This window comes from Mesorhizobium sp. ESP-6-4, assembly GCF_020164735.1.
GTDB lineage: Bacteria > Pseudomonadota > Alphaproteobacteria > Rhizobiales > Rhizobiaceae > Mesorhizobium.
Genome location: NZ_JAIUGS010000008.1, coordinates 91,831 through 112,946 on the forward strand (window position 1 = coordinate 91,831; position 21,116 = coordinate 112,946).

Sequence of the window (21,116 nt, forward strand, 5' to 3'; positions counted from 1 at the left end):
CCGAGCGGCGCAACCAGCGTCACGCCGCGTTCGCGCCCGATTCCTTGTCCAGCACCATGTAATCGAGCGGAATTTCCGTCGTGTACTTGATCTGCTCCATGGCGAAGGACGACGAGACGTCACGGATCTCGATCTTGGCAATCAGCCGCTTGTAGAAGGCATCGTAAGCGGCGATGTCGGGCACCACCACGCGCAGCAAGTAATCGACGTCGCCGCTCATGCGGTAGAACTCGACCACTTCCGGGAATTCCTGGATGACCTCGGAGAAGCGCCGCAGCCATTCATGGCTGTGCGAATTGGTGCGGATCGACACGAAGACGGTAACGCGCACATTGACCTTCTCATGATCGAGGATGGCGACGCGACGCTTGATGACGCCTTCCTCCTCGAGCTTCTGGATGCGCCGCCAGCATGGCGTCGTCGACAAGCCGACTTTCTTGGCGACATCGGCGACCGCGAGCGTCGCGTCCTCCTGCAAGAGGCGGAGAATTTTTCTATCGAGGCGATCCATGGGAGGCTCCAGGGGAATAGTTTGGCTATAATCCCTTTTACCGGAGCCTTTCACAAGAAAGAAATTCTGCCGATGGCGGTAAATGCGAGTGATTTCTTGCAGAATGGCTAATCAATACGATAGCGGATTTCCGACCTGAGAAAGGGCAGCAAATCCATTTCAAACCAGGGATTCTTCTTCAGCCAGCCGGTGTTTCGCCAGGACGGATGCGGCAGCGGCAGCACTTTCGGCATGGCCGGTCCATCCCATATGGCGCGCCAGTTCCTGACCGTCTCGGTCAGCGACGGCAGCCGTGCCGTGCCCATATGCCATGCCTGCGCATAGCCGCCGATGGTCAGCACCAGGTCGATCTGCGGCATCAGCGCCATCAGGTCCGAGCGCCAGGCCGGCGCGCATTCGCGACGCGGCGGCAGGTCGCTGCCCTTGGCGTCCTGTCCAGGAAAACAAAAACCCATCGGCACGATGGCGAACTTTTCTGTGTCGTAGAATTCCTGCGCGCTGACGCCGAGCCAGTTTCGCAGCCGGTCTCCGGAGGCATCGGTGAAGGGCATGCCCGACGCATGCACTTTTGTCCCCGGCGCCTGGCCGGCAAGCAGGATCCGCGCTGTGGAGGACGGCTGCAGCACCGGCCGCGGCGCATGCGGCAAAGGCCGGCCAAGCGGCTGGTCGACGCAGATGCGGCAGGCCCGCACCCTTTCGGTGAGGCGCTGCAGCGCTTGTCTCGTATCGGGCGGATTATCCAATTTCTGTCGCTCAGGCCGTCGCGCTCGGCCGGCTTGCAAGAGCCGCGTACCAGCGCAGTACGTTCGTGCACTCTTCCGGCACCTTGATACGCGCTGGTTTCATGAAGTCGATGGCGATCATGCCGGTGATGTCGGCGACCGAATAAGCATCGCCGGCGGCGAATTCGCGATCCGCCAGTTCGTCGTCGAGCAGGTGCAGGAATTCGATCGCCTTCGGTTTGTTGGCCTCGCCCCATTCCGGAACTTGCGGCACTTCCCATTCCTTCATCGCCGGATGGATGTGCCGGAAAGCGGCGGCGACGCTGCTCATCAGGTTCAATTCCAAGCGTCTTTGCCACATCTCGACTTTTGCCTTGCCGAGCGCACCCGTGCCGAACAAAGCGGGCGCGGGGTGCAATTCCTCGAAATAGCGGCAAATGGCGATCGATTCGGTGATGATGGTGCCGTCGTCGAGCTCGAGCACCGGCAGGCGCCGCAGCGGATTGCGCTTAGCCACCTGCTCGCCGCGATGCTCCAGCGCGCCCATGTCGACGGGCACCAGGGGCACCGTCAGCCCCTTCTCGGCAAGGAAAACACGCACGCGCCGGGGATTGGGCGCGCGGCCGCCGTCGAACAGCTTCATTCCATCCTCCAGCTTCTCCACCGGATCATAGGTGCGGGTCCGCCCATCACCAGAAGCGAACAAATTCGCGCAACGCATCGCCGAACGAGGCCAGCACGCCGTGCTTTCGCTCTACCGGCGCACCGTGATGGCTGTCGCGCCAGTCCTGCGGCTCCGCGAAGGTGCCTGCCCAGATGCCGGCCTTGGCCGCTCTCGCCACTGCTTCCTCGGTCTCGAAGTCGCCGAACGCAACCGCCCATCCGGCCTGCACCTGGGCCTGGTTTAGGTCGGTATCACCTGCCTTGCAATCGCCGAGCAGGCGGCCGTAGCGATCGCGCCGCCAGCCGCTGCAGAGAACAGGCCTGCCGGCGATCAGGCGCACCAGCGACTGCCGCGCCAGCTTGCCGCAGGGATAGTCGGCGCCGGCCTTTTGGCAGGTCTGCTGATACTCCGGAGCGTCGATGCCGCGCATGCGGATGCGCTCGGCCCCGAGCGTGATCGAATCGCCGTCATTGACGATCGCCGTGCCTTGCTTCTGGCGCCTCTCGAAGCGGTCGAGGCGTGCCGCCACCAGGATGAGCAAACCAAGCAGAAGAATGGCAAGTCCGTAGTCCAGCAGCTTGCGCCAGTGGCTCCGCGGCGGGCTCGCCACATAGCGTCGGCGCGGTCCTCGCGGCCCGAAACGGCTCATATGGCAAACAGTCTCTTAATCATTCGAACGTAGCTTAACGAACCGGAAGTCGCTGCGCGCAGAAATTGAAGTCTGTATGCCTTTGCAACGCTCGAACACAGCGGATAAGTTTATTGTGGACCGCCGTAAACCGCACCGCAACAGCGATGTGGCGCGCGCGGTGCGCAAGACGCGCGACCGCCTTTCGCAGCAGGCGGGCAGCCTCGATTTCGACCGTGAACTGCTGAAGCTGCATGCGCGCGCCATGGTGGTCAGCGCGGTCGCGATCCCCTTGCTCGTGCTCGCCGTGGCAGCCATCGGCCGGCTGGCGGGCCTGGACAGCCAGATCGCCATCTGGGCCCTGTCGACGCTGCTTTGCTACACGATCGTCGCTTTCATGGCGCGTCGCGTGGAGCGGACCGAGGCGGCCGAACTCGACCCGGTGCAGACACGTCGCGACTTCCTGATCGGCCATTTCCTCTGCGGCCTTGGGTGGGCGTGGTTCGCCTGGTTCGGCTGCGCCACATGCCAGATCGACCAGTTCCATGTGGCCAAGGCCATGGTGCTGCTGATCGCAATGGCGACGACCGCCGTGATGGCCTCCTCGCTTGGCGGCGCGCTGTTCGCGACCTTTGCCATTCCCGTTGCCGTTTATGTCTACACCGTCATGCGCCTGTGGACGCCGATCGAAGCCACGATGGCGGCCTTGCTCATCGCAGCGCTTCCCTTCTTCGGTTACGTCGCGCGTCATCTCAACCAGGCTTCGTTGATGGTGCTGTCCTTCCGCTCGGAGAAGGACGCGCTGATCGCCGAGCTGGAGACGGCGAAATCGATGTCGGACGAGGCGAGGCGGCGGGCCGAGGACGCCAATCTGGCGAAATCGCGTTTCCTCGCCTCGATGAGCCACGAGCTCAGGACGCCACTCAACGCCATCCTTGGCTTCTCCGAAGTGATGGCCAATGAAGTGCTGGGGCCGATGAACAATCCGACCTACCGCGACTATGCCCATGACGTGCACGAGTCCGGCCAGCACCTGCTCGACCTGATCAACGAGATCCTCGACCTGTCGCGCATCGAGGCCGGCCGCTACCAGCTCAACGAGGAGCCGGTCGTGCTGGTGACCATCGTCGAGGACTGCTGCCATATGATGGAGCTGCGCGCCCGCAACAAGGACATCCGCATCATCCAGGAGTTCGAGGAGACCTTGCCGCGTCTCTTCGCCGACGAGCGCGCCGTCAGGCAGATCACGCTCAATCTTCTGTCCAATTCGATCAAGTTCACCCCATCCGGCGGCGAAGTGCGCGTGCGTGTCGGCTGGACGGCCGGCGGCGGCCAGTACATCTCGGTCAAGGACAACGGCCCGGGCATACCGGAAGAAGAAATCCCGGTGGTGCTTTCCGCCTTCGGCCAGGGCTCGATCGCCATCAAGAGCGCCGAGCAGGGAACCGGCCTCGGCCTGCCGATCGTGCAGGGGCTGCTTGCCATGCATGGCGGCGAGTTCGAGCTTCATTCCAAGCTGCGCGAAGGCACCGAGGCGATCGCCATCTTCCCGTTGAGCCGGGTGATGGAGGAATTGCCGGCCTTGCCGACCAAGACGGTCGCCGCGCGCGGACGCCGCTGATTCGCCGGGCGCTAAAGCCGCACAGCCAGCGCCATGCCCGAGCTGGTCAGTGCCGCGGCCTTGACGATACCGGCGGCGAGAGCAGCCCCTACCCCTTCGCCATGGCTGATGCCGAAATCAAGCAGCGGCCGCAATCCGAGCCTTTCGGTGGCCTTGGCGTGGCCTGGCTCCGGCGTCAGGCCGGCAAGCAGGCAATGATCGAGCGAGCCTGGATTGGCGGCATAAAGAACGGCGGCCGCCGCTGTCGCCGCGAACCCGTCGAGCAGGACGGGAATCTTCTCCATGCGCGCCGCGAGAATCGCGCCGCAGATCGCCGCGAATTCGCGCCCGCCGACCTTGCGCAAAACCTCGAGCGGGTCTCCCAGATCCGGGCCATGGAATGCCAGCGCCCGATCGACGACCTCGGCCTTGCGTGCGATCATCGCCGCATCGGCGCCCGAACCCGACCCGACCCAGTCGGCTCCTTCGCCGCCGAACAGGGCGGCGCAAAGCGTGGCGGCGATCGTCGAATTGCCGACCCCGAGATCGCCAAGGCACAGAAGATCGGCGCCGCCGGCGACCGCCTCCATGCCGAAGGCCATGGTCGCGGCGCAGCCGCGTTCATCGAGCGCGGCTTCCTCGGTGATGTCGCCCGTGGGGATATCCAAGGCCAGATCGAAGACTTTCAGGCCGAGATCGTTGGCGATGCAGACCTGGTTGATCGCGGCCCCGCCGGCAGCGCAGAGCTCGACTTCATCGGCGGTCGCGGCAACACGCCGCGGCGAAATGCCGTGCCTGACGGCACCGTGATTGCCGGCGAAGATCGCCATCAGCGGCCGATTGATCGCCGGCGGTGCGCGCCCGCTCCAGGTGGCAATCCAGGCCGCGATGTCCTCGATTCGTCCCAGCGATCCTTTCGGCTTGTCCGTTTTGGCGAACAGTGCCCGGACGCGGCCGCCCGCCGCGTCATCGGCCGGCGGCAGGGCCGCCAGGAGGCTTCGGAAATCGTCGAAAGGCTGAGCAGGCATTTATGTCGGTCGCGGTTCGTTGCGAAAATCGCAAGCGGCATAGCCGCCTTCTCCCGCCGGCACAACCGCCTGACGATGCCGCGGACGCGTCGCCTTGCGACGCATCGCGGAGGGCTTGCATTGCTCCGGCGGTTGCACCATGTGGAATAAAGCCAAGAGAACAGCATGACCGCCATCGAATCCCCCTGCATCCTGGTCTGTTCGATCGATATGAAAACCGGCTTCTGCTTTGGTTGCGGCCGCACACGCGACGAGATTTCCGCCTGGCTCGCGATGACCCCTGAAACGCGCCGGGCGGTGATGGCCGAACTGCCCGCGCGGCTCGAAACGGTCGAGCGGCGGCCGCGCCGCGAAACCCGGCGTACCCGCATGGCGCGCGAGCGCGGCGTTCTGTGAGAAGAAACCGATGAACCGGTTATTCTGGATCGTCATGGCGGTGATCGGCGTCGGGGTCGTGCTGCTCATGCTCAACAATTCGGCCGGCCGCACTTTCGGCATGAACAACAATGATTTCGGCCGGCTTATCTGGGTCGGCGTCCTGGTGATGGTGATCGGTGCGAGCCTGCTCCGCTCCGGCCGACCGCTGGGCGACATGGCGCGCAATCTGGGCGTCTGGGCGGCATTCGTGCTCGTGCTGATCGCCGGCTACCAGTATCGCTACGAGTTGCAGGATGTGGCGAGCCGCGTCACCGCCGGCTTTGTCCCGGGCAGTCCGTTGGCTTTAGGCGTGGAGAATGGCCGCCCGACCGTCACGCTCGACAAAGCCGACAACGGCCATTTCGAAGCCCGCATCCTGGTCAACGGCACGCCGGTGCGCGCGGTGGTCGACACCGGCGCAACCAGCACGGTGCTGACATCTGAAGATGCTCAAGCCGCGGGCTTCAACCCGGCGGCGCTCAGCTACAGCGTGGATGTCGCCACGGCCAATGGCAGGGCGCGCGCTGCGACGGTCAGGACCGACGAGGTGGCGATCGGCGGCATCGTGCGCAAGGACATGTCGGTGATGGTCGCCGCGCCCGGCATGCTTGACCAAAGCCTGCTCGGCATGAACTTCATCGGCTCATTATCGGGTTTTGACGTACGCGGCGACCGCATGATCCTGCGGGACTGATGCGTGTCGCGCGGCAGTATGCGGCGCGACCCGCATTAGCCGACAGTCAGGCTGCCTCGGCTTCTGCCGCCGCGAAATCGATTGCCAAAAACGCGGTCTTCAGCACCTCCGGCCCGGCGCCAGGTTTGTTCGCGTCGGTGGAGAGGATCTGCCGGAAGCGGCGCGCGCCAGGCAAGCCGTGGAACAGTCCGACCATATGGCGGGTAATGTGGCCGAGCCGCCCGCCCCGCTCGATATGGCGCGCGGCGTAGCCGGCCACGGCATCGATCAGCGCCGAATAATCGAAGGCGGCGGGCGCCTCGCCATAGAAGGCGGCATCGATGCCGGTCAGGATCCCCGGCGTATGATAGGCCGCGCGGCCGAGCATCACGCCGTCGACATGGGAAAGATGCGCCGACGCCTCGGCGAGCGACTGGATGCCGCCGTTGATGCCGATGAATTCGTCCGGCTTTCTGACCTTCAGCCGATAGACGCGCGGGTAATCGAGCGGCGGGATCTCGCGGTTTTCCTTGGGGCTCAGCCCTTCCAGCCAAGCCTTGCGGGCGTGCACCCAGAGCGCATCGGCGCCGGCGGCGAGCACGCCGTCGGCGAGCGTGTCGAGCGCAGGCCCTGGGTCTTGATCGTCGACGCCGATGCGGCATTTGACCGTGACGGGTATTTTCACCGCGGCCTTCATCGCCGCGACGCACTCGGCGACCAGAACCGGCGTCTTCATCAGGCAGGCACCGAACGTCCCCGACTGGACGCGATCGGACGGACAGCCGACATTGAGGTTGATCTCGTCATAGCCGAAGGCTTCGCCGATCCGCGCTGCCTCGGCGAGCTTTGCGGGATCCGATCCGCCAAGTTGTAGCGCAACCGGGTGCTCGACATTGTCGAAACCGAGCAGTCTTTCGCGCGCGCCATGTATGACCGCATCCGCCACCACCATCTCGGTGTAAAGCAGCGCGCGGCGCGTCAGCTGACGATGGAAGAACCGGCAATGCCGGTCCGTCCAGTCCATCATGGGCGCAATGGCTATTCTATGCTCTTGATTTTTCAGCATTTTTTCTTTAGTATCAAATCGTTAGATGGTGCCGAGTGCACACGAATTTACGCCAGAATACGACCCTTTTCGCCACGTTTCGACCTCTCATTGCACACGGAGCGCACACGAAAAATGGCGACCTACACAAAGCTCTCGTCCGGTTCCTGGCGTGTGCAAGTCCGTCGCAAAGGTCGCTACGCCAGCGAGACGTTCCTGCGGAGAGACGACGCACGCCGCTGGGCCACCGAAACCGAGCGCCAAGTTGATCGCGGTGAGACGCCGACCAAGTCCCGTATAGCGCGCCTGAAAACTTTCGGCGAACTCATAGACCTTCATATCGAGGACATGTGCGATGTAGGCAAGTCCCCTCGCCGCTCCAAGGCTGCGGCCCTTGCGATGCTGAAAAGAGATTTGGGGAAGTGCCACGTCGCTGCGCTCGATCGTGAACGGCTTATTCGTTTTGGTCGTGACCGGGCCGCGCAAGGGGACGTTGTTGTAAGCAAGCCTGTCGGCGTCCAAGACCGTTGCCGACGCCGGCGTCAAATGATACCCGGCTAGCAAATCTTGGCCGCAAGCCGGGGAGTTAAGCCGGCGAAGGACACGGGTAAAAAGCGTTCTCCGCGATAACGCTGAGCCGCGTCCTTGACTGTTAGGCCCCGACTCGTCCTGGCCCACCGAGCAGAGTGTCGCCGCCACTCCCGCTGTTCATTTACTCATAGCGCTAGATCACTCGCTCCCCTACCGGATATCCACCAGGCGACGGAAACTGAAGGTTGATCTCAGGTTCATGCAGGACGCGGAACCAATTTCGCTTATCGAAGTTGGCAAGCGCTGCTTACGGGGACTCACGCGATGCTCCTTGCCCTGGACGATGCGATCTCGATGGCTGTTTTGGCCGGCAGAGCCACGGATGCGGAAATCTTCGGAGTGATCGACCTCACCAGCAAAATTGAAGTCCGGATCGGCGCCATCAGCTTAGGGCGCGCCATCCAGTTCGTCGCCAATGCCTCGGTGCTTGGATACGACGTTCGCGGTGCAATGGTCTTATATGGGGAACCAGGAGCGCCAAGCTTGAGGACATGGGACTGCGAACACCTTTGGGCGCAATATGGTGGCGCACTTCTCCAGCCATAGCGCGAGGCGGCCTGGAGGACTGGCAATAGCTCTCGCAGAGCTGATCTTACGATCAATGGGGACGAGCCAGGAGGTCTTTAGAAGCGTTATCTCGGCCTGTGCGCCCGGCTGGCCAACGCGCGGTCCTTGGTATCTCAGCCCATAAGCAGCCCGAAGTACCCCCTTGCAAAGCAGTGCTGCTGCTACCGTCCAAAAGCCGGCAATCCACACTGATCTCATGGCAGCGAAAACCCAGGCTGCCACAACTCTGGGTTCGCGAGCACGTCATTACAAAATACGCAAAAAAATATCTTCACTACCTATTTGGCGGCGTGAAGCCGCAGCGCTTCGGCCTTAGCATCGAACGTCCGAGCGGGCGTCCGGCCAATTCCCGTCTCGCAACGAGATTGTTGTAGAGCGCCAACCCAGCCGTTGCCGCCGGCTTGTTCTGGTCACATCGCGGGTTGACATTCGTGGCTCGCTCGCCATGCTGCATTGCAGCATGAATAATAGCTTTACCGCGTCATCGCGCATCGAATGCCTGGACGGTCTTCGCGCAGCCGCAGCATTGTGGGTGCTGGTCGGACACTGCCTGCTCCTGACTGGCTGGCATCTTCCGGTGCTTGGCGACCCTGCGCTCGGCGTCGATCTTTTCATCATGCTTTCCGGTTTCCTGATGGTGTTCCACTATCAGCTGCGCCAGGACAAGGAGCCTTGGCAAAGGCCTGAAACCTGGCTCAAATTCTGGACGCGGCGCTATTTTCGCATTGCGCCGCTGTTCTACGTCATGTTGCTCTTCGCGCTGGCGCTCGGGCCGTATCTCTATGAGTCACGGACGGTCATCGATGCCTTCCTGCAGCGCTCGCCCCAGGCGCCCGAACGCTTTCTCGACGGCAGCCTGAAGAACATCGTCGCCCACCTGACATTCCTGTTCGGCCTTTCTCCGAATCTCGCCTACCGGACGCCGCTGCCAGACTGGAGTCTTGGCCTGGAAATGCAGTTCTACGCAGTCTTCCCGGCGCTGATGCTTTTGGTGCGCCGCTTCGACTGGATATGGAGCGCCATACTCGTGGCGGCGATCGGCGGCCTGGCTGTGATGATCCTCAAGTCGCTGTCGATCCATTTCCCGATGCCGTCCTTCCTGCCGCTGAAGATCCAGGTGTTTCTTTGCGGCATGCTTCTGGCGGGCGTCCTGGCACAAAGCCGACCGAGGCCACTGCTGCATCTGGCCCTGGCCATGGCGCTTGCTGCGATCCCCTTTGGCGACGGCTACGGGCTTTCGAAGTTCCTGATACGCGAGGCGCTGGTGCTGGGCTTCTTTGCCCTTGTCCTCTACCGAATGCTGCCGGGCATGGCGGGCACGGTGGCGCGAAGGACCGCCGTCGCCTTGGGCGGGAGCATCTTCCACGTGCTCGGCGAGCTGTCCTACAGCATCTATCTGATCCATCTTCTGGTGCTGCAGCCCGTCGCGGCATTCGTCATTGCCCGCTATGGCGATGGCCTTGCCGCGCCGTTGCGCTTCGCCATCGTGCTGGCGATCGTGCTGCCGGTGGTCTGCCTTCTCTCCTTCGTCACCTACAGGGTCATCGAGATGCCCGGCCAGCAACTCGGCCGGGTGGTGCTGAGCCGGTTCGCGCGGAAGAAGCCGGCGCTTAAGCCAAGTCCCGCCGAGTGGCATTAGCACCGACTAGCGGGTGGTCCGATCGCCAGCCATGCCGGCAGGCCTTCGGCTAGAACTGCGTCACCTCTTCGCGTGCGCGCCGCAGCGAAAGCAGATGCCGCAGCAGGGTCCGGGCATTCTTGTCGTAGACATAGTGCGCGAATGTCGAAACCGCGATGACGAGGATGGATGTCCCCACCACGAATGGCAGGCCGTGCTGGTTCCAAGGCGTTCCGGTGGCGAATTCGTCCAGGACGTTCACCATCCAGGTCAGCGGCGTGTGGAGCGCATAGATGGCGTAGGAGATGTTGCCGGCGAACAGGGCGATTGCGCGCCAGAAGCCCGAGAGCCGCAAGCGGGAAGCCGTCAGAACAAGCCAAGGCCAGACCAGCACTATCATTGCCAGATCGTACAATTGCGCATTTGTTGCGGGACGGAAGATCATCAGCCCGGCGCAAAGCGCCAGGAGAAACGGCATGTAGAGATTGCCGTCCCGGTTTTCCCCCATCGCGTATCGCCGCAGATAAACGCCGAGGAAGAAGGAAAAGGCGATCCGGACGGGACCAGCGATTGTGCTGTGCCAATGGGCGCCGCCGCCGATCATCATGCCGTCCCAGGCCATCACCGCCAGCGCCAGGAAAGCAAGGCCGGAAATAGCGATGAGCGAGCGGCCGGTAAGCCTCAAGGCCAGCGCGGCGAAAAAAGCGTTCGCGACCAGTTCGTAGAAAAGCGACCAAGCCGGACCGTTCAGCGGAAAAAGCACGCTTGGAACGATCGAAAGCGTCGGCGGCGTCGGCAGGAAAAGCAGGGAAAAGGCAAGGCTCGCAAGCAAATCCAGCCGCGAATACGAGCCTAGCCCGTGCATCGCGATGGACACGCCCACGCCGGCCATGGCGATACCTATGGCGGCGAAATATAACGGGTAGAGCCTGACGATGCGGGCTTCCGCGAATTCCCGGAAAGACATCCCTTTTCGGAACTTCTCGTCATAGGCGTGGGCAATCACGAAGCCGCTCAGCAGAAAGAACAAGTCGACTGCGAGGAAACCCGACGGCGCTAGGTCAAGGTGCTGCGCCGTCAGCTCGCGAAAATGTCCAAGCATCACCAGAACAGCGGCGATGCCACGCAAACCGTGAAGCGCGTCGAAGTGGGTCGTCTCCGGTCTCAAACCGATCTCCGGTCATCCCGAACCCGCCAAAGTCGCCCAAATCAATCTACGCATTGATTGCTGCGTCGCACAAGAACCTTTTGCGGCGCACGCTACTGGTATGCGTCCCCGGCTCCCTGGCCCGGAAACGGGAGGGTACCTTCTCCCCGTAACGAAGTCCGTTAACGGGGAGAAGGAAGACCCGACAGGATCAATAATTGCCGTTGTAGTAGCGGTCGTCGCAGGGCGCGGTGTAGATGCGCCCGTAGCGGTCCTGATAGCGGCAGAGCTGCTCGCCACGGCGCTGCGGTGTGGAGGCTGAGCCGACCACGGCGCCGAGAAGCGCGCCGCTCGCCGCACCAATCACCGTGCTTTTGGTGTTGCCGCCGATCGCCTGACCAACCAGCGCGCCGCCGGCGCCGCCGATCAACGCGCCGGTGGTGGCCCGCTGCTGGCCTTCGGTCTGTGTCTCGCAGCCGGCAAGAGCCGCGGTCATCAGCACCGCCAGAATAGCCTTCTTGATGATCATCACTAGAACTCCTCTGAAGCCCCGGGTGACTGACAGGCTGGGGCGAACAGAGCCCGACTGCGGTCGCATTGCGGCGGAACGGCGGCAGAGCCCGCTCACGAAGTGAATCACGGTTTCCTGCCGGTTGAACGCCATGGTTGCCAAATGGGAAAGTTTGGCGGGCGATGGCAACCAGCCGCGCGTTCAGGCGATCTCCAAGCGCACCAATATGGAAGCTTGCGTGCCATGGTCCGGATCTGCCTCTATGTGCTCGAGCAACGTAGGTTGCAGAACCGCTATGCCGTCCTCGATCATCCCTGCGACGTGAAAGGCCAGGGCTTCCTCGGCGAGCTCGCGCGCCTCGTCAACAGTGGCGCCGGCCGTGATCAGCCCGGGAAAGTCGGGAAATGACAAGCCGTAGTCGCTGGCGCCTTCCTGATGGATCAGCCCGACATATTGCTGCATCTCAGTTTGCCTTGCTGGTGGGCGATCGACCGCTAGTTTAAATTGCCGGCACCAAGGTGCAAGGCGATGGACAAGTTTGCAGAGGATGGCAATCCGCCTGCCGGGAGGCGAAGGGTTCGCGCTGCGCAATACCTGCGCATGTCGACTGAGTATCAGGCCTACTCGATCGAAAATCAGCGGGATGCCATCCGCGACTATGCGGACCTCATGGGGTACGACATCGTCGCCACCTACGAGGACGCGGGCCGCAGTGGGCTCAACCTCGAAGGCCGCCCCGGCCTTCAGCAGTTGCTGGCCGATGTCGAAATCGGGAGAGCCGATTTCGAGACCGTCGTGGTGTACGACGTAAGCCGATGGGGACGATTCCAGAATATCGATGAGAGCGCCGCATACGAGTATCGATGTCAGATGGCAGGTGTGCGGATCGAGTTCTGCGCTGAACAGTTCGCAAATGACGGCAGCATTGGATCCGATGTGCTCAAGGCGATCAAGCGCAGCATGGCTGCTGAGCACAGCAGAATGCTGTCGCAGAAAGTCTTCATTGGCCAGGCGAGGCTAATCCGGATGGGTTTTCGACAAGGCGGCAAGGCAGGGTTTGGCCTGCGGCGACTGCTTGTCGATCAACATGGGCGTCCCAAAGGCATCCTTTCGTCCTACGAGTACAAGAACCTGCAGACGGATCGCATCGTTCTGATCCAGGGGCCGCCGGACGAGGTCGCGACTGTACGATGGATCTTCAACCACTTTGTCAGAACACAAAAGTCACAGCTGGAGATTGCCCGAACGCTCAACAAGCGCGGCCTGCTGACCGACCTGGAGCGCCCCTGGACGCGAGAATCTGTCCACTCGCTGCTGACCAACGAGAACTACATTGGCAACAGCGTCTGGAACAGGGGCTCGAGCAGGCTGAAGAGCCATCGGGTCCACAATCCTCCCGAACAGTGGCTTCGCGTGGAGAACGTCCTGGAGCCGATCGTCGATCGCAAGCTATTCAGACGCGCACAGATTTTGCTCAAGACTATCCACCGCCACATGTCCGATCAGGAGATGTTGGACGCCCTCGAGGCGCTGCTGGCACGCCGCGGTGCCCTATCCACCTTCATCATCGACGCCGCACCCGATTGCCCGCCGGCCCAACGATACTCGTGGCGCTTTGGGACCCTCGTCAAAGCCTATGAGCTGATCGGATACCAGGCGCCCAAGAACTACCGCTACATCCACGTCAACCGACGACTGGATACTATGAGGCTGCAGGCGATTCATGATTTGTTGGCCGTAGTTGAAGCGCGGGGCGCGGTTGCGGCCTATGACGCAGGGACAGGCGTCGTCCAGATCAACGAGGAGATCACCGTGGCGATCGCAATAGCGCGCTGCAGAGCCTCCTACTTCGGTTATCCACGATGGTTTGTGAAGGCTGATCGGCAACCATTGCCGGACATCTATGTCCTGATCCGGATGAATCCCGGCGACCTCACCATTCGAGACTACCTGATTGCACCGGCCCGTGAGATCGCCGGGAAACGTGATCTGCACGCCAACAATGGAGCGCTTCTGGATTCCCATGTTTTCCCCACATTGATGCCGCTGCTTGCTCTGGCGGAGCGGGTCGCTGTCGAGAGCGCAACATGAGGTCGAAGCGGCTGAGCCGGGAAGCTGCCCACAAGATTCTCCTCAACAACGGCCGCCGACATGCCGGCGCGTTGGCCTCCGATCAGCTACGCCCGAAGATGCGCCGTTCCACTCCCGAGTTCCTTAGGATTTACGACGCCGAGTGCAGGCGCAAGCATGCCTTCATCGCAGAGGTGGAAGAACTGGAGCAACGTTTGGACAGGATCGCCGTGGCGGTACGCCTGATAGCAGGCGACGGGCAGTTCCGCGACCTGTTGGCATCCGAAGGCCTTGCTACGATGCCAAATACATTGGCGCGGAGAATCAGCGGCTCGCCGCCTGCGCAGACCTCATCGCAACCCATCTCCGCCGACGCCAATCCGATTTCAGCCGGCGAGATCTGCCCGGAGGTCCTCAGTCTGCTGAGAGACTGCAGCGGGCCGGCAGGGCTTTTCGCATTGCTGCGGGCGGTGCTTCCGGTCAGGCAAATAGAGGTTGCACGTTTGACGATTGCCAGAGGGCCGGTCAGCGTCAACTACGTGAAGATGCTCGTCGCTCTCACGCCTCCGTCACTCCTGGTTAAAGATATCCAACCGAGCCCCGAGCTCGCCAGCCTTCCCGAAGACCGGCGGGCAGAAATGGAGTGCGATTTGGCCAACCTTAGCCGCGCATTTTTAAACGCGCTCGACCGGCGCGGACCAGAGAGCCTGGAACTCGTCGCCGCCTGCCGCTATTTTGAACGGCTGATGGATAATTCCAAGGTTGTGCGGTATCTCGCACGCAATTTTCCTGGCCATTTCGAAGAGTTTCATAACTTGACCGTCTTCAAATAGACTTTACTCGTCGCGCCAAATCACACGCCTTTCCCATCGTATTTCCTTCAGGCGCCGGAAACGGATGCTCACAAGCTCCTGTCCGTAGGGATGGAAGAGTTCCGCCGACATCCACTCCCGCTTGCCGCAGGCCTGACAACGTACCTTTTCTCGCAACTGGTTTATGGTGACATTGCCGATCACCTCGCGCAGCTCGATCGGTTTGTAATGGCGTGTGATGTGGCAATGGCCGCAGGAGATGCGCGCGACCTGCCCTGCCTCATGGGCATGCATCAGCGTCCAGGCCTGGCCTCGTGGCCACTTTTCGGGTTGTTCCGGCATCCGCTGAAATGAGGAACACATTCCTGCTTGGTCAAGAGCTGCCTTGACTCCGTGTTCTCTTTTTGTTCACTATCGACAAAACGGAGACATTGCCATGAAACCGATGCGTGCGACCGAAGCCGAGCAGCCCGAAATCTACGCGACCGTCAGGCGCGAACTGCCTGCCATCCACCGAGCAGCTCAAAAGATGGCAAAGCACCTGCGTGGATTGTCAGATGTCAGCCAGAAGCAGGCGATTACAGAGTTGACGGCCGCTTGGATCATGGCGATCTATCCCGACAGCCTTGACCTGGCGATATCGCTTTCCGATGCGATGCGCGACCAGACCGACATCGATTTGCAGCAAGCCTTCGAAACCAGGCGACGGAAATTGAGCAATTAATGGCTGCCCGCAGCCGTAGCATTCCGCCGCCAACGATGATCGATCGCGATATGCCGCACCAGGTGGCGCTGCCCGACGACATCTGCACGGCACACAATTTCACGCTGATCCGGCGGTTTCTTGAGGAGCAACGGCTATCTTGCCGGACGCGATCCGTGATCGCGATCTGGGAAGACGGCAAGCAGGAGCAATGGCGACTGCATTGTTTCGCTGATCGCGATGCCGCCGCCGCATTCCTTGACCACTTCGGCGGGATCATGTTCGATCCCAAGCGCGACAGGGAGAATGGACGCGCACGTGGCGCCTGGCGCCGCAAGGGCCTCTATCAGCGGATTTTCGAGATTGGACCGCTCAGTGTGCCGGAGCCTCTCCGCAACTGAACTCAGGCGCGCTCTGGCCGTACCGTTTCAACGGACAACGATCCCGCCGGCAAGGGTCGCAACAACTCTCTCTCCGGTCTCGACAAATCAAGCCACGCTGACCAGTTTTCGGGCTGAAGAACGACCACCTGGCGATTGTGATATGGCGAGACATCAGGCCCGGGATCGGTAGTCAACATGGTGAAGGTGGGCGGCTTGTTGCCGGCCGCTTCCCGCCAGAGCCCGGCGATAGCCAGGAAAGGAGCGCCGTTCAGAGTGAAGCGGTGTTTCGCCTCCGGGTATTTGGTGCCAGTGAATTCGAAGAACGCCGAGGCCGGGACCAGACAGCGTTTGCTGTCGGCGAAACGACGTCCTTCCGATCGGAAGTTGAACACCGGTCCTCCCTTCGGGCCGGACGGCGGAAACCCAAACGTCATCGACGCAAGTTCAACTCCGTCTCCGGCAGCGAGCATGATCGGCGCCGGATCATTGATGCGGATATCATCAGCTTGGGGAAGATCGAGTTCAGTTTGATGAGCCGGGATCTTCAGCGCCAGCGAAGCCATCATCCGGCAATATTCGGCCCAGGCGACATGCTGCTCATAGTCGTTGCACATGCTGCCCCACAAAAGGAATCCGAACGGGGCCGTCCGTTGCCATGCTACGCGGATTTTCGCGCGGGCTTTGCGTTTGGCCGCCCCTTGATGCCCTCCGCGGCGAGGCTCTTCTTCAGCACTGCAGCTAGGTCCACCACGTTCTCCTTGGGTTTCGGCGCCGGCTTGGGCGGCTTCTTGCCCTTGCGCTTGGCCTCGATCATGGCGATCAGCGCATCCTCATAGGTATCTTCGAATTTCGAGGGGTCGAACTTTGTTGCCTTCTTGTCGATCAGCAGCCCAGCAATTTCGAGGAGATCCTTGTCGTATTTGGGGCTTTTCACGTGGTCGAAGACGCTCGTTGCTGAAATCATCTCGTTGTGGGTTCGCAACTCGGTCAACAGCATTCCTTTGCCGAAGGGCTGGATAATGACTTCCCTGCCCCGCTGGTACAGCACAACACAAGATCGCGCCGCGACCCGCTTCTTGGCCATTGCTTCTCGCAGCACCGAAAACGTCTCAACAGCGGCGCCGTCGGCCGGGATGACGTAATAGGGTTTTTCCAGATACCTCGTGTCGATCTCATCGATCGTGACGAAGCCCTCAATGTCGAGCGTGTGCTGCGACGTGAGCTTCAGCTTTTTGATCTCGTCCGGCTCGATTTCGAGGAAGTCGCCCTTCTCAACCTCGTAGCCCTTGATCTGATCTTCTGAAGGAACGACGTCGCCGGTTCCTTCATCGATATAGGCGCTCTTAACCGGCAAGCCGTTTTCGCGGTTCAGAATCTTGAAATGGACCTTCCCCGCCTCAGTGGTTGCTCCCACCAGCTTTACGCCGCATGCGACCGATCCAAATTTCAGGAAACCCTTCCAAACCGCGCGCGGCGCTGCCATGTTTCATCCTCCGTTAGATGAAGAAACACCGGCGCCCGCCGGGGGTTCCGACCTCGTTCAGCTTCCCAGAAATCGATTTGCTGTTGAGTCCGCCACCCGCGAAAGATGAATGGCAAGCTCTCGGACTGTGGGCAGTCCGAGGATAACGCGCCATCTGGCGAGGGTGCGTCACCCGACAACTAAGGCTGCCAGGCGCCTTACGTTCCATCCTCGGGTAAGTCCTGCAATGACGCGTGTCGCAGGTCGTCTTCGCCGCGCATGTGTTTCAGTCGCCCTATTAATGCCGGCCGAACCTATTGCGTGCGGGGTCGCTTCAGGCCCTTCGGCGCCGAGCCAGCGTGTTCCTGCACGCGCTGCCAAGGCCGTTCGCGCATCTCACGGTTGAATGATGAACACGGCTCGTCAACGGCCACCCAAATAGCCAAATCGACGATCTCCTGCCCTGGGCTTACGCCAACGAGCTCGAACTCGAAGCCGTTGCCTGGCAATAGCGAAATCGTGGTCATTTTAGGCAAGGGCCGGCCGCGAGACATTGGAGACTCAGGAGACGACGAGCACCTCCAAGAACGCGATGGCCCGCTTCCAAGCGTCTCACGGCCTTGGCGTCATAGTCGGCAAGTTCGCTGTCAGTAAAAAAATGGCCCGCATCCGGATATGAATAAACGCTCGCCGGCACCCTCAACCTGGCCGCGCCGTTCGACCACTCGGAGACCTGATCGGAGGGGGCGAAAGGATCGGGGCTAGCAACGTGCACCTGCACGCGGGGTCCGCGGCCAACATTATCCGGGATTTCTGGAAGACCGTGAGGATCAGAATCGATAAAGCAGTGATGATTTGCACCATGGCGAACGGCTTCGTAATCGTTACGCTCTCCGGCACGTCTTCCAACCGCCAACTGATGGCACTTCCCCACCGATGTAGATGATCGACAAGGTCGCGCTAGGTGGTGACGAAATGACCCGGATGGCTTAAGCACAGCGGTACCGTACTGGGCTGAAAGTGCAAGCACTCTTTCCGTCAGACTTGAGTTCCCGTCTCCTGTCGAAGGCAGCATAGTTGGCAACGCGGGCAGCGGCCGGCTAGATCAACCGAGCCGGTGCTCGTCGTCGATTAGCTCGAGTCTGGATGGGGCAGCATCACCCCATCGCCACAGAACCAGATTCAAGTCGCCGAGTGCGGCGCCCTTGGCGAAGCTCGGCACGAGCAGGCCATTATAGCCTTGCGCGACCAGCTCACGGGCAAATCGCTGTGTATGCGCCTCGCCATGGTCTCTCATCTGGTCGCGCCATGTTGGATCGGCCAGGACCGCCGCATCGAGGCCCATTGCTGCAAGAGCAGTGGGGTCGCCCGCATCGAAGACGGCCTCGATCTCGGCACGATAAGCGACCAGCGTCGTCGGCTGCAGATCGCCTACCTGGTTGGCTTCGCGCAAAGCCGTCAGCACCGAGGTCGACGCATAGAGCGCCGGCATGCCTTTGGGGTTGAAACGTCCTCCATAAAGCTCGGCACCGCGTCCCGACATAGGCTCGCGGGCATACATCGGATTGAGAGCGCGGTAGAGCCGGCCCGAATAGGCGATGGCGGCGATGGTCAGGCGTAAATCCCCGCATCGACCGCGTCGATGAAGTCGAGAACCTCATCGGCTCGACCTTCCCGCACGAGCTGCATGGCCGTCTGCCCCGAAAATCCCGGCAGCGGCTCGGACCGATACCAGGCATAGGCCATGAGCGCGGAGCCAAATCGCGGCTCGACCTTGTTCACGATTTCCACCATCTCGCGCAGGCGGCGCTGCGTCTTGTCTGAGCGCACCCGCTCCCGGCGCTGGACCGCATCTTTCCCCAGACCAGCGGTACGGGCGATCTCCGCGCTCGTGGTGCGGAAAGCGTCCGCAATCTTCTTCGGTGCGAACAAACCGTTATCCGCATATCGTGCCAGGCCCATCGCAGCACCTCCGTGCACCGCCAAAAACTATGACGCAATATAGCGTCAGCAATGCCGGCATTTCAAGATCTGCCCCGCTTCTCCCGGCGACCATAGCTGTTCCAGCGGTCGGACCTCAATGAGCCTATGCTCCCGCGCGGCTGTGCGTGCAGCCATGTCGATGGCATCGGGGAGATCGACCGCTTCGATGATGAGCATATCTCGACCAAGCAGGAGCGGCAGAGCGATCCCAATGACATCCGTTCAGCAATCCGCCAGCGGAACGCACGTGGCTCTTCCTCGTTTTTGGCTCTGAAGGGAACCATGAAACGGAGACAGAACCATGAGAAGGCCTTTGTTACCCGCAGTGGCAGGCGCGCTTGTCGCCTTGTCTGGCGCAGCTTTTGCCGATACTCCCGTATCCGCCATTACAAACCTTAACGTTCGCGCAGGTCCGGGCTCGCAGTATCCGGTGATCGGGGTGCTGCGGGCGGGCCAGACGGCCACACTGAACGGCTGCTTGCAAAACTCGAAATGGTGCACCGTCGCCGAGGCCGGTGGTCAAGGCTGGGTCTATTCCGATTACGTCACCGCAGAATTCGGCGGCAATCGGGTCGTCTTAACCGAGCGACCGGCCAATTCAGGCATCGCGGTGGTGAAAGCTCCTCGCGATCAGGCTAATGCCGGAGCCGTCGCCGGCGGCGCTACCGGAGCGATCGCCGGCGCTATCATCGGTGGTCCAGTTGGCGCTGCCGTGGGCGGCGCGGCGGGGATCGTGGGCGGCGGTGCGGCTGGTACCGTGATCACTCCCCCCGAACAGGTCCGCACCTACATCAGCGAGCACCGGGTCAAGCCTGTTTACCTTCAAGGCAAGGTTGTGACAGGCGCGACCCTGCCTGCGACGGTAGCCCTGCAGAAGATCCCGAACTACCGGTACCGGTATGTCTATGTGAACAACCGACCGGTGCTGGTTGAGCCGTCGACGCGCCGCATCGTGTATGTGGAAGGCTGAACGTGCCAATCGGCAAGGAAAATAGTGTGACAGCACAGGAGCGGTCTCGACCCCGAGCCGCCCGTGCCAGACGATGGAGGCGCCGCCGTCCCAGGCCTGCTTGTGGCCCAACGGGGTGGCAGCGTTCTCCGCTCCCTGAAATCAAGTGCTTCGGGCGCCGAGTTGCGGGATCCGGAGGCCGCTGTCAGCCGAGCCCGAACGGCATCGTGCGCTTGCTGGTCCGAGGATCGCCTCGAAGCCCATCCCCTCGCATTCGGGAGGTTCCCGCGACCCTTGACCCAACGGCAGGTGCTTGGGTTTAGAGTGGAGTTGGGCTGGGGTACGTTCTCCCAGGGAAATTCCATCTGGGAATGTGCCTTCCGGGCGAGTTCCGCCCATGAGACCGTCCCCTGCTGGATGCGGCTGCACAAGGTCCAGCCTTGACGAGTCAGGCCAATCCTTTCGGCAGTTAGCCACTTCATAAGAGAGAGGCTGTCCAAGCGGCTGGACTTGGTGGTCAAACCGACGCTGCCGAAATCCGTCACTCAGTTGCTAGGAGCCCTGGATGAGCAGGAAGAGAGAAAGACGCAAACTCGTAGGAACTGAATCCGGCTCGGCCCAGCAAGAGCAAAACCCGCCGCAGCTAATGAGCGTGAGCGACGGGCTTTTCTGCGACGGAGAGAGCAGCTACACCTCGGCGGATCGACTGCATCTTCTAAATCGCCACGCCGTGAATTCGTTCCAGAGTGGGACACTTTTTGGTCGGCTAGGCCTCTCTGTTGACGTCCTAGCGACGGAATTCCTATCCTGACCACCAGCCGGCGCGCGCTTAGGTGTCCCTAAACTCCTTGGAACAGTGCTGCGGGCTGTAAGGGCCGAGTCGCAGGGTAGACGATTCGGCCCTCATCCGATTTGATGATGATTGCCAACCACCCTCCGATATGATCACAATCAGCCTCATTGCAGCGGCACCCCAACGCCCCCGCGTCTAGTCCCCGCCGCTGCAAGCCCAAGCTCAAGCCCGGCAGCCCC

General features: G+C 61.6%; 26 protein-coding genes. 10 read left to right on the forward strand and 16 right to left on the reverse strand.

Annotation, left to right across the window (positions count from 1 at the left end; all coding sequences use genetic code 11):
* Nucleotides 1–19 precede the first annotated feature (19 nt).
* From LB523_RS16965 to LB523_RS16980, 4 genes are all read right to left on the reverse strand, one after another.
* On the reverse strand, nt 20–511 hold the full coding sequence (locus LB523_RS16965) for an Lrp/AsnC family transcriptional regulator (protein ID WP_006205209.1): 492 nt from the start codon (nt 509–511) through the stop codon (nt 20–22).
* 107 nt (nt 512–618) lie between these two features.
* On the reverse strand, nt 619–1,254 hold the full coding sequence (locus tag LB523_RS16970) for a uracil-DNA glycosylase family protein (RefSeq protein WP_224604851.1): 636 nt from the start codon (nt 1,252–1,254) through the stop codon (nt 619–621).
* A 10-nt stretch (nt 1,255–1,264) separates the two neighbouring features.
* Nucleotides 1,265–1,876, reverse strand: coding sequence for a glutathione S-transferase (locus tag LB523_RS16975; protein WP_224604853.1), 612 nt, complete (start codon nt 1,874–1,876; stop codon nt 1,265–1,267).
* A 46-nt stretch (nt 1,877–1,922) separates the two neighbouring features.
* Complete coding sequence (locus tag LB523_RS16980) at nt 1,923–2,546, reverse strand: thermonuclease family protein (RefSeq protein ID WP_224604855.1); 624 nt, start codon at nt 2,544–2,546, stop codon at nt 1,923–1,925.
* A gap of 76 nt (nt 2,547–2,622) precedes the next feature.
* On the opposite strand from LB523_RS16980, the gene LB523_RS16985 reads away from it, so the two are divergent.
* Complete coding sequence (locus tag LB523_RS16985) at nt 2,623–4,146, forward strand: sensor histidine kinase (protein ID WP_095765389.1); 1,524 nt, start codon at nt 2,623–2,625, stop codon at nt 4,144–4,146.
* Between the two features lie 11 nt (nt 4,147–4,157).
* On the opposite strand, the gene LB523_RS16990 is transcribed toward LB523_RS16985, so the two are convergent.
* Nucleotides 4,158–5,153, reverse strand: coding sequence for a nicotinate-nucleotide--dimethylbenzimidazole phosphoribosyltransferase (locus LB523_RS16990; protein WP_224604858.1), 996 nt, complete (start codon nt 5,151–5,153; stop codon nt 4,158–4,160).
* A 165-nt stretch (nt 5,154–5,318) separates the two neighbouring features.
* On the opposite strand from LB523_RS16990, the gene LB523_RS16995 reads away from it, so the two are divergent.
* Nucleotides 5,319–5,549 (forward strand): DUF1289 domain-containing protein, encoded by a 231-nt coding sequence (locus LB523_RS16995; RefSeq protein ID WP_095765388.1) that lies wholly within the window; start codon nt 5,319–5,321, stop codon nt 5,547–5,549.
* Nucleotides 5,550–5,559: 10 nt separating this feature from the next.
* Nucleotides 5,560–6,264, forward strand: coding sequence for a TIGR02281 family clan AA aspartic protease (locus LB523_RS17000; protein WP_095765387.1), 705 nt, complete (start codon nt 5,560–5,562; stop codon nt 6,262–6,264).
* 46 nt (nt 6,265–6,310) lie between these two features.
* Here the strand turns inward: LB523_RS17000 and dusA are convergent, their stop codons facing one another.
* Together dusA and LB523_RS17010 are read right to left on the reverse strand one after the other, a co-directional pair.
* On the reverse strand, nt 6,311–7,309 hold the full coding sequence (gene dusA, locus LB523_RS17005; RefSeq protein WP_224604859.1) for a tRNA dihydrouridine(20/20a) synthase DusA: 999 nt from the start codon (nt 7,307–7,309) through the stop codon (nt 6,311–6,313).
* 87 nt (nt 7,310–7,396) lie between these two features.
* Nucleotides 7,397–7,810 (reverse strand): hypothetical protein, encoded by a 414-nt coding sequence (locus tag LB523_RS17010; RefSeq protein WP_224604861.1) that lies wholly within the window; start codon nt 7,808–7,810, stop codon nt 7,397–7,399.
* Between the two features lie 333 nt (nt 7,811–8,143).
* Between LB523_RS17010 and LB523_RS17015 the strand changes: the two genes are divergently transcribed.
* Nucleotides 8,144–8,425: a hypothetical protein gene (locus tag LB523_RS17015; RefSeq protein WP_224532270.1), complete on the forward strand. Its 282-nt coding sequence runs from the start codon at nt 8,144–8,146 to the stop codon at nt 8,423–8,425.
* A 481-nt stretch (nt 8,426–8,906) separates the two neighbouring features.
* Nucleotides 8,907–10,085: an acyltransferase family protein gene (locus tag LB523_RS17020; RefSeq protein ID WP_224604863.1), complete on the forward strand. Its 1,179-nt coding sequence runs from the start codon at nt 8,907–8,909 to the stop codon at nt 10,083–10,085.
* Nucleotides 10,086–10,134: 49 nt separating this feature from the next.
* Here LB523_RS17020 and LB523_RS17025 read toward each other — a convergent pair whose 3' ends face one another.
* The 3 genes from LB523_RS17025 to LB523_RS17035 form a co-directional block, all read right to left on the reverse strand.
* Nucleotides 10,135–11,232: an acyltransferase family protein gene (locus tag LB523_RS17025; RefSeq protein ID WP_140843264.1), complete on the reverse strand. Its 1,098-nt coding sequence runs from the start codon at nt 11,230–11,232 to the stop codon at nt 10,135–10,137.
* Nucleotides 11,233–11,422: 190 nt separating this feature from the next.
* The gene (locus tag LB523_RS17030; protein ID WP_140843262.1) at nt 11,423–11,740 is read right to left on the reverse strand and encodes a YMGG-like glycine zipper-containing protein; all 318 of its coding nucleotides are present in this window, start codon (nt 11,738–11,740) and stop codon (nt 11,423–11,425) included.
* A 183-nt stretch (nt 11,741–11,923) separates the two neighbouring features.
* Complete coding sequence (locus LB523_RS17035; RefSeq protein ID WP_224604866.1) at nt 11,924–12,184, reverse strand: type II toxin-antitoxin system HicB family antitoxin; 261 nt, start codon at nt 12,182–12,184, stop codon at nt 11,924–11,926.
* 66 nt (nt 12,185–12,250) lie between these two features.
* Here LB523_RS17035 and LB523_RS17040 point away from each other — a divergent pair, with 66 nt between their 5' ends.
* Nucleotides 12,251–13,813, forward strand: coding sequence for a recombinase family protein (locus LB523_RS17040; protein WP_224604868.1), 1,563 nt, complete (start codon nt 12,251–12,253; stop codon nt 13,811–13,813).
* On the forward strand, nt 13,810–14,625 hold the full coding sequence (locus tag LB523_RS17045; protein ID WP_224604870.1) for a plasmid partitioning protein RepB C-terminal domain-containing protein: 816 nt from the start codon (nt 13,810–13,812) through the stop codon (nt 14,623–14,625). Before LB523_RS17040 ends, LB523_RS17045 begins: the two co-directional genes overlap by 4 nt.
* Nucleotides 14,626–14,628: 3 nt before the next feature.
* On the opposite strand, the gene LB523_RS17050 is transcribed toward LB523_RS17045, so the two are convergent.
* Entirely contained in the window at nt 14,629–14,898 is a 270-nt protein-coding gene (locus LB523_RS17050; RefSeq protein ID WP_224604872.1) for a hypothetical protein, read from the reverse strand.
* Between the two features lie 142 nt (nt 14,899–15,040).
* On the opposite strand from LB523_RS17050, the gene LB523_RS17055 reads away from it, so the two are divergent.
* Complete coding sequence (locus LB523_RS17055; RefSeq protein WP_224604874.1) at nt 15,041–15,328, forward strand: hypothetical protein; 288 nt, start codon at nt 15,041–15,043, stop codon at nt 15,326–15,328.
* On the forward strand, nt 15,328–15,708 hold the full coding sequence (locus tag LB523_RS17060) for a hypothetical protein (RefSeq protein WP_140843252.1): 381 nt from the start codon (nt 15,328–15,330) through the stop codon (nt 15,706–15,708). Before LB523_RS17055 ends, LB523_RS17060 begins: the two co-directional genes overlap by 1 nt.
* Nucleotides 15,709–15,710: 2 nt before the next feature.
* Here the strand turns inward: LB523_RS17060 and LB523_RS17065 are convergent, their stop codons facing one another.
* From LB523_RS17065 to LB523_RS17085, 5 genes are all read right to left on the reverse strand, one after another.
* Complete coding sequence (locus LB523_RS17065; protein WP_224604885.1) at nt 15,711–16,304, reverse strand: SOS response-associated peptidase; 594 nt, start codon at nt 16,302–16,304, stop codon at nt 15,711–15,713.
* A gap of 44 nt (nt 16,305–16,348) precedes the next feature.
* A complete protein-coding gene (locus LB523_RS17070; protein WP_224604887.1) occupies nt 16,349–17,173 on the reverse strand; it encodes a Ku protein in 825 nt (274 codons plus the stop codon).
* A 502-nt stretch (nt 17,174–17,675) separates the two neighbouring features.
* Complete coding sequence (locus tag LB523_RS29465) at nt 17,676–18,227, reverse strand: dienelactone hydrolase family protein (protein ID WP_224604889.1); 552 nt, start codon at nt 18,225–18,227, stop codon at nt 17,676–17,678.
* 30 nt (nt 18,228–18,257) lie between these two features.
* Nucleotides 18,258–18,752 (reverse strand): RES family NAD+ phosphorylase, encoded by a 495-nt coding sequence (locus tag LB523_RS17080; protein WP_224605184.1) that lies wholly within the window; start codon nt 18,750–18,752, stop codon nt 18,258–18,260.
* 11 nt (nt 18,753–18,763) lie between these two features.
* Nucleotides 18,764–19,114, reverse strand: coding sequence for an antitoxin Xre/MbcA/ParS toxin-binding domain-containing protein (locus LB523_RS17085; RefSeq protein WP_224532281.1), 351 nt, complete (start codon nt 19,112–19,114; stop codon nt 18,764–18,766).
* A 322-nt stretch (nt 19,115–19,436) separates the two neighbouring features.
* On the opposite strand from LB523_RS17085, the gene LB523_RS17090 reads away from it, so the two are divergent.
* The gene (locus LB523_RS17090) at nt 19,437–20,105 is read left to right on the forward strand and encodes a DUF1236 domain-containing protein (RefSeq protein ID WP_224547803.1); all 669 of its coding nucleotides are present in this window, start codon (nt 19,437–19,439) and stop codon (nt 20,103–20,105) included.
* Nucleotides 20,106–21,116 lie beyond the last annotated feature (1,011 nt).